The organism is Vibrio sp. 1F255 (assembly GCF_041439145.1).
GTDB classification, from domain to species: domain Bacteria; phylum Pseudomonadota; class Gammaproteobacteria; order Enterobacterales; family Vibrionaceae; genus Vibrio; species Vibrio crassostreae_C.
In genome coordinates, this window is sequence record NZ_JBGONQ010000065.1 from 1 (window position 1) to 7,258 (window position 7,258).

The window sequence follows — 7,258 nt, forward strand, 5'->3', positions numbered from 1 at the left end:
ACTCTAATAACATATTTGGGTTCTTTGATGAGTTTGAAGCTTCAGAAGGAGAGTCACAGCAACCCCCTATAGAGCTGTTTCAAGAACCCGTTGAAATTTTATCAACCCTAGATAGTCAGCCAAAGAAGGTACAACAAGAAGTCTTTGTGATAAATAAAAAGCGACATCCACTCACGGTAGTGAATATATGTAGGATCACGTCCTGCATAAGCGATTTATTCAAATTTAAAGAGTGAATTAATATCGCACCATAAAGAAAAAATACTTCAAATACTCCAGAAATGAGCATGGCTGAGCATAGGGATTCTCAGGTTTGATGATACCAATATCAGGTCAGATGGCCGAACACATTTATGGGTACAACCATGAATTTAACGCATCGCTCACTCATGGTTATCGCTATCACTGTTGCTCTTTCTGCGTGGGGTAGTGATGAAACCAGCTCACGTCCTATTAAGCCAGAACCGCTTCAGACATTACCAACAGAGCAAGTTTCAGTATCCATCGGGGACGCGACTCTTTTCGCAAATAGAGAGTCTGTTGTGATCAATACCTTAGCAGGTGACGAGCAACGCGTATCCATTGAAGCGTTTAAAGGAATCACTTACGCCGATCAACAACGTTTTCAGCACAGTCACTCCGTCAATTAGAAGACAATGCTGATAGCGCTATAGATGCGACACAATTTGGCGCCGTGTGCCCACAGCTTAAAATAACCCAGCAAGAGCAATCTGAAGATTGCTTGAATCTTAATATTTGGCGTCCTTCGGAGATCAATGGTTCAGAGTCATTACCCGTGTATGTCTTTATTCATGGTGGGGACTTTGAATATGGCGCAGGTTCTGATACCGACATTAACGGTGATACCGTCGTGGCTAAAAGATACCATTCGATATACGGGTGTGAAACAGATTATTGGCCAGAGCTCGGTGACCTCTGGGCTGGGTGTTGTCGCGGAATACGATAATGCGATTGATAATCGTTGGACCGTTTCTGCGTTTTATGGCCTGGGTAAAGCGACAGTAGAGGGCAGTCTGTCAGACGATGAAAGTGTCGATGCGTATGGTGCTGGATTTCGCTATCAGATAGCTTGCCGATATGGGTTACACATGGGGGTAGACCTCGCTTTTAGTGACGTTGACAGCGCGTTTTATATAACGGTTGGCAGTGGATTCTAATGATGGAAAGGTGGGTGTTAGTCAATCGATTGATTTTTCTACATGCAGCATAGTTTTCATAGCAATCATGAACTAATATTCTTTTACAACAAACATAACAGGTATCAATATGAAAAATTACGACCCAAATGAATTGGACGCTACGCAAGTATTACTTGATGGTGTCGATACAGATAAACGTTCGACTTTGACTAAGTTAGCGGTTGGGGCTGCGGCACTGCCTTTTGCCTCTGTTTTACATGCAGCCCCTGAAAAACTGGTTGGCCAAAACATCAAACTGATGCCTAACGAGAAAGGGCCATTTGATATCGTTATCGAAAATGGCCGTGTTGTTGATCCTGAAACTGGACTCGACGCAATTCGTCACGTCGGTATTAAAGGTAAGCGTATTGCTGCAATCTCAGACAAAAAGCTGCAAGGCAAAACAATCATCGATGCTGAAGGTCTCGTGGTTGCACCTGGCTTTATCGATATGCACGCTCACGGACAACAACTTCCTGCTGCCCGTGCTCAAGCATTCGATGGCGTAACCACCGCTCTTGAGATGGAATCTGGTCTATTCCCAATCGGAACGTACTACGATATTACTGCTGCTGAAGGTCGCCCGATTAATTACGGCGCTTCTGTAGCATGGACTTACGCTCGTATTCAAGCAAAAGAACCTACGATGCCTGCTCCTGATGGTACGATTGTTTGGTTCCAGAAAGCTTTTTCTAAAAACAATTGGCAAAATACCCTAGCAACCCCAGATGAATTAAAACAAATTCTGGGCTCGGTTGAGCAAGGTCTTAAAGAGGGGGGCTTAGGCATTGGTATTAACGCGGGTTACGCACCAGGTTATGGCCACAAAGAGTACTATGATCTTGCTAAACTAGCAAAACGCTATGAAGTACCAACTTACACTCACGTTCGTTACCTAAACAGCGCAGAGCCAAAATCAAGCTTTGAAGCATACCAAGAACTCATTAGCCTGTCGGCGACAACGGGTGCACACATGCACATTTGTCACCTCAACAGCACGTCAGTACAAGATATCGAAGATTGTGCCGATTTAGTTCAATCCGCCATTGATCAAGGTTTAGCCGTTACTACTGAAGCTTATCCTTATGGTGCTGGCTCTTCCGTTATTGGCGCAGAAGTTTTCCGTGGTGACGATTGGTTACAACGTTGGGGTGTACCAAGCGCTAGCTACATGGAAGCGAATGGTAAAGCACTAAACCAAGAAAAAGTCACTGAACTACAAGCATCAGCGCCCGGTACCGTGGTTGTCATGCACTTCTTAAAACCCGATGAGAACAAAGAAGATCGCGCTAAAATGGACCGTTCAGTATTGTTCCCAGGTGCAGCTATCGCTTCAGATGCAATGCCTTGGATGGATGATAAAGGCGTATTAATTGAAGGTGATGTATGGCCACTTCCAAGCAACGCAATAGCTCACCCTCGCTCACTTGCTTGTTTCTCTCGTTTTATTGAAAAATATGTCGAGGAATACAAAGCGGTAACACTAGTAGAAGCGATGGAAAGAACTAGCTTAAACGCATGTCGTATTCTTGAGGATGCTGTGCCACAAATGGCAAATAAAGGTCGTATTCAAGTAGGTAAAGATGCTGATTTAGCTATTTTCAAACTTGATGAAGTAAAAGCCGTTGCAACATTTGATAAACCAAATGCCCTTTCTACAGGCATGAAATACGTACTTGTAAACGGGACACCTATCATTGAAGCTGGTGAAATGTTGTTAGATTCAAACCCAGGTGAAGCGGTTCGCAACAAAGTTACTGGCTAAGTTATCCTGACTTAAAAGGTTGGGCATTAGCTCAACCTTTTTTATTGCTTACCGAGTAAATATAGACAACGAAAATCGAAAGAGAGCATGCTATGAGCAAGAAGCCTATTCCAGTAACAATTTTAGCCGGATTTTTAGGAGCAGGGAAAACGACCCTACTAAACCATATATTAACCAATGCAAATGGAATGCGCATGGCTGTGATCGTCAATGATTTTGGATCAATCAATGTTGATGCGGAGTTAGTTAAATCTGAAAGTGAAAATATGATCAGCCTAGAGAATGGCTGTATCTGTTGTAACCTTGCAGAAGGACTAGTCGTTTCGGTAATGCGTTTACTCGCATTAGAGGAACGCCCAGACCATATTATTGTTGAAACTTCAGGTATCGCAGAACCTAAAGAAGTGGCACTTCAATTTGAAGATCCGGAACTGCAAGCACACGCACCTTTAAATGCAATCGTGACGACGATCGATGCGGAAAACATTTTAGGGCTAGAAGGCCCAATGGAGACGTTGTCGAAGCAGCAAATTCAAGTGGCTGACATTGTTCTGGTTAATAAAGTTGACCTAGTCGATGCTGATAAACTAGAGCAAGTCAAAGCATGGTGCCGAGTACAAGCTCCGTTTGCTAAATTGATTGATATTTCATTCGGCGAAGTGGATTTACCTATCTTATTTGATGCCCCTGAAAGTACGCGCTTTGTCACTAACAAAATAGCGGGTGATCAAAGGGAATGCCAGCACCATGATTGTCATGATGAGCACTGTCATCACGTGAATCATGATTTCGAAACATTCAGCTTTGAAACTGATCAACCGCTTAATCTACAAAGTTTGTATCCTCTACTGCAACAGTTTTCAATTGATGCTTATCGCATGAAAGGTATTTTAAATTTAACCGATCGTCCTGATCATCGCTGTGTATTTCAGTGCACAGGCCAGCGAGCCAATGTGACGGTTGGAGATGCATGGGAAGATGATGAATCTCGTTCGTCACGGTTAGTCTTCATTGGACCTAAAGGTGGCCTTGATAAAGAGAGTATGCGTAAAAAACTGAACGCACTGGTGGCGTAGTTAGAACGGAAATGGAGTAGATGGCAAGCCTATCAACCTAGCGCTTGCCTATACCTAGCTTACCTCTGCCTACTTTGCATTGACTCATCCTAAGCATCCTTATCTTATTGAATTATTGGCTACTTTCGATTCTATTCGGTTTTTCCAAATCCATATTGCTCATTCCCCTCGCCATCTGAAACAAAATAGTCTTATCGATTTTCGAGACTCTGTTCATCAGTACCTTCTCAGAATCGGTTAACGTCAAAAAGCAGATAAAGACTCAATCGTGGGTTATTGGGGCGTGTTGATCAGCGATTGTTAGCTCGATGGTTAGTCCTCAATGATGGAATCAAAATGACGACTAAATATAGAATAAACCATGATTTGTCCCGCCATAATCGCGCCAAACATCAGCAAGGCGGACAGACCAATATTCGGAATGGGTAAAATGGAGGTCGCAAAGAAGGACTCACTTGCTCCGACAATGATTCGACTACCGGGGACAAGAATGATGATCCCTTGAATAATGTATATGAGTGGTGGAACGTGACGCAATTTTCCCATCCCCAACCCGTAAAGCGTAATGAGTATTGTGCTTACCCATGTACCTACAACCCAATCGGAAGTAAACCAATGTGGCCCCCACATGCCAATTGCCGCGACAGGAAGGCCTAAGAGAATTTCTGTCATACTTGCGTTGAAAATAAGGCCAATAGCGACAGAAATCCCGATCAGTGCGGTGACATGAAGAACGAATGGGATTTCATCAATAAATACCGGTACCGATAATGGTTGATTGATTATGTTGGCTAAGCCTAACCCCATAACAATGCCGATGAATATTTTCATTACTATGAGTGCGCTTTGTGCAAGCAGTTCGATACCTGACCGAAAGTCATTGAGAGCAAGACTGGCTAAGCCGTTGGTGACGGTTAACCCAGGAATAAAAAGGACAATGGAAGAAATGCACAGTGCCAATGTTGGTAAGCCGGGAACCTGTGCCGCTATCATACCGGTTAAAAAACTGGCTACTAAGGCGACAAAGAACTCGACAAGAATGCTTCTTGGCCCAGTCAGGAAAATTTGTGCTAGCCAGGCTATAGCGCCCAGAATAATGGATAAACCGACCGCCAGATAAGTACTGCCAACTAACATTAAATAACATGGCGGAAGCAATAAATTGGCAAAGCACAAGGTACGATTCGAGTAGGTTTCTGAACCTTCGTAATGGGAATGAGTCGAAAACCCTTTAAGCGTTGCGACTAAATCACGTAAGTTAACCGAGGGTGGTTTTTTGTTTTCCATCACGACTTTTTGCGTGGGTTGCTCAAAAATAGTGATGACTTTTGTCGGGGTCACATCAATAGAGACATCAATGTTCTGGCGTTTTGCATAAGCTTGAGTGTATTGAGCTACCGAGTAAGGCGCACAACCAGATTGATGTAATCGGTCCGAAAAACTCAAAATTTCTTGCTGGCATTGTTCGATATGATTTGTTTGTTTCATTCTGTTTGTTTCTCAATAACCAAGGCGATATATGTTTGAGGGGCATTCTAATTCAATAGTATCCTCATTCAAGCGTAACCAATAGTCGTGTATAGAGGACGGGCCCCTACAAACGAACAAGGCAATGGTTAAAAAGATAGGATTCATTGAATGAGAGGTTATCAGTTTATCGTTGAGGTAAATCAGTCATTGTTGAAGCTGCAACCTCAAAAATAGATCCGCTCACGCAGCTATTTGAAGGCGTAAAACTCCAAATCCATGAGGTGATTGATTTAACTCTGAGGCTTTTAGAAAAGCTCGGTAATGAGTAAAGGAAACTAATATTTAGGAAATGGAAGCCTAAATAAGATTGATGATGAGCGTTAGAATCACAACTAGAATGGAACCGACATAAGCAATTTCAATAATGTTTGAATCAATCCAGTTGCAGTATGCTTGAATTGCTAAACTCAGTTTGTTTTTCATAATGGCCTTTGGAAAATTAACCGAAATCTACTGTAAATAATAGCTTATTATGAGTGAGCTTTGGTGACGGTTTCAAAGGTTCCTTAGCGCTAACAGTGTGATTGCGGCGCTCACGTATTAACAATATCGTCCCGTGGGTTCATGGGGCGGATACAGTCGATAAGGTTTAAGAGCAGAAAATTGGGGTAAAAAAGAGCCGCTTATTTGTGGTTCATCGCGGCTTTCCAAGAAGTAGTCTGTATCTCGATACCCATACCCCATTCGCTTGATTAGCTTTATCTTGTTGTTTATCCCTTCTAGGGTGCAGGTGTTTAGCGGATAACTTGCCGATGCGATAATACCGTGAAGATAAGGACTCAGTTTTCGTGCGAACTCTTTCAATGGCTTAATTCCACTCTCTTGTACTTGTGCCCACCACGCCTCCCAGAGCCCTTTAGCATGTGCTTCTGATTCACAATACCAAAGCTCTTTGAGTTGTGCCCCGAGTATATAAGTGGTCATTAAGTCCTTATTGATATTCAATATTTCTGTAAGATAGCTGTCTTGCCGTGGATTTAAGTTGCCTCTATTTTTCAACAACACCCAGCGTGAGCGCTTGACCCATTGCCTCGCTTTTTTATCTTGCTTGAGCTTGTTGGCTTGGTCGACTCTGACTCTATCCATGACCTCACGACCGAACTTAGCTACAACATGGAATAAGTCGTAAACGATTTTTGCATTCGGGCAGTGCGCTTGAACTTCAAGGTCAAAAGCCGTATTCATGTCCATCGCGACCGCTTCGATATTATTGCCATGCTTGCCTAACAGCTCGAAGAACGGTCGTATGTCCTTGCGGCTACGGCCTAACCCTATCCAAATGACTTGATGAGTCTTAGCGTCAGCAATGACCGTGGCATACCTATGCCCTTTAAAGATAGCGAACTCGTCCATGACGAGTTGCCTTAGCTCTTCCCATTTCACTGACGGTACAACTTGTCGAAGTCGGCGTTTATCTATCTCTTTAATGGTGTGCCAGTGTACGCTCGTTAACTGGGAGATATGCTTAATGGGAAGAAGAGGCAGTAGTTGTTCTATATAACTTTTTAGGCGCTTCGTGATGCGAGCATAAGGCTCTAGCCAAGATAGAGACTCTGTTTTTATGCCGCAGTCACGACACTTAATTCTTCGTGTTTGAACGGAAAGTTCAACAGGAACACCGAGCAACATGGCTTCTTTCACATGACGCCATTGATACTCATGGATAGCTTCGGCTTCAAGACCACAAA

General features: G+C 43.2%; 7 protein-coding genes and 1 pseudogene. 6 read left to right on the top strand and 2 right to left on the bottom strand.

What is annotated here, in order from left to right; all coding sequences use genetic code 11:
* The 6 genes and pseudogenes from ACED41_RS21235 to ACED41_RS21260 form a co-directional block, all read left to right on the top strand.
* On the top strand, window positions 1–236 hold a 236-nt coding region (locus ACED41_RS21235; RefSeq protein WP_371725639.1), incomplete at its 5' end, for a hypothetical protein.
* 129 nt (window positions 237–365) lie between these two features.
* The gene (locus ACED41_RS21240; RefSeq protein ID WP_017062010.1) at window positions 366–650 is read left to right on the top strand and encodes a hypothetical protein; all 285 of its coding nucleotides are present in this window, start codon (window positions 366–368) and stop codon (window positions 648–650) included.
* A 44-nt stretch (window positions 651–694) separates the two neighbouring features.
* Window positions 695–817, top strand: a pseudogene (locus ACED41_RS21245) (carboxylesterase family protein); the annotation flags it as partial.
* Entirely contained in the window at window positions 777–1,178 is a 402-nt protein-coding gene (locus ACED41_RS21250; protein ID WP_371725641.1) for a hypothetical protein, read from the top strand. The pseudogene ACED41_RS21245 and the gene ACED41_RS21250, both read left to right, overlap by 41 nt.
* 109 nt (window positions 1,179–1,287) lie before the next feature.
* A complete protein-coding gene (locus ACED41_RS21255; protein WP_102319826.1) occupies window positions 1,288–2,964 on the top strand; it encodes an amidohydrolase family protein in 1,677 nt (558 codons plus the stop codon).
* Window positions 2,965–3,056: 92 nt separating this feature from the next.
* Entirely contained in the window at window positions 3,057–4,040 is a 984-nt protein-coding gene (locus ACED41_RS21260) for a GTP-binding protein (RefSeq protein WP_108202790.1), read from the top strand.
* Between the two features lie 312 nt (window positions 4,041–4,352).
* Here the strand turns inward: ACED41_RS21260 and ACED41_RS21265 are convergent, their stop codons facing one another.
* Window positions 4,353–5,528 carry a threonine/serine exporter family protein gene (locus tag ACED41_RS21265; protein ID WP_017064690.1) on the bottom strand — a complete coding sequence of 392 codons (1,176 nt, stop codon included), beginning with the start codon at window positions 5,526–5,528 and terminating at the stop codon, window positions 4,353–4,355.
* A 582-nt stretch (window positions 5,529–6,110) separates the two neighbouring features.
* On the bottom strand, window positions 6,111–7,258 hold a 1,148-nt coding region (locus ACED41_RS21270; RefSeq protein WP_371725643.1), incomplete at its 5' end, for an ISL3 family transposase.

Coding starts and splice junctions, on each gene's coding strand:
- ACED41_RS21240 (WP_017062010.1), top strand. CDS start 366: ATGAATTTAACGCATCGCTCACTCATGGTTATCGCTATCACTGTTGCT.
- ACED41_RS21250 (WP_371725641.1), top strand. CDS start 777: ATGGTTCAGAGTCATTACCCGTGTATGTCTTTATTCATGGTGGGGACT.
- ACED41_RS21255 (WP_102319826.1), top strand. CDS start 1,288: ATGAAAAATTACGACCCAAATGAATTGGACGCTACGCAAGTATTACTT.
- ACED41_RS21260 (WP_108202790.1), top strand. CDS start 3,057: ATGAGCAAGAAGCCTATTCCAGTAACAATTTTAGCCGGATTTTTAGGA.
- ACED41_RS21265 (WP_017064690.1), bottom strand. CDS start 5,528: ATGAAACAAACAAATCATATCGAACAATGCCAGCAAGAAATTTTGAGT.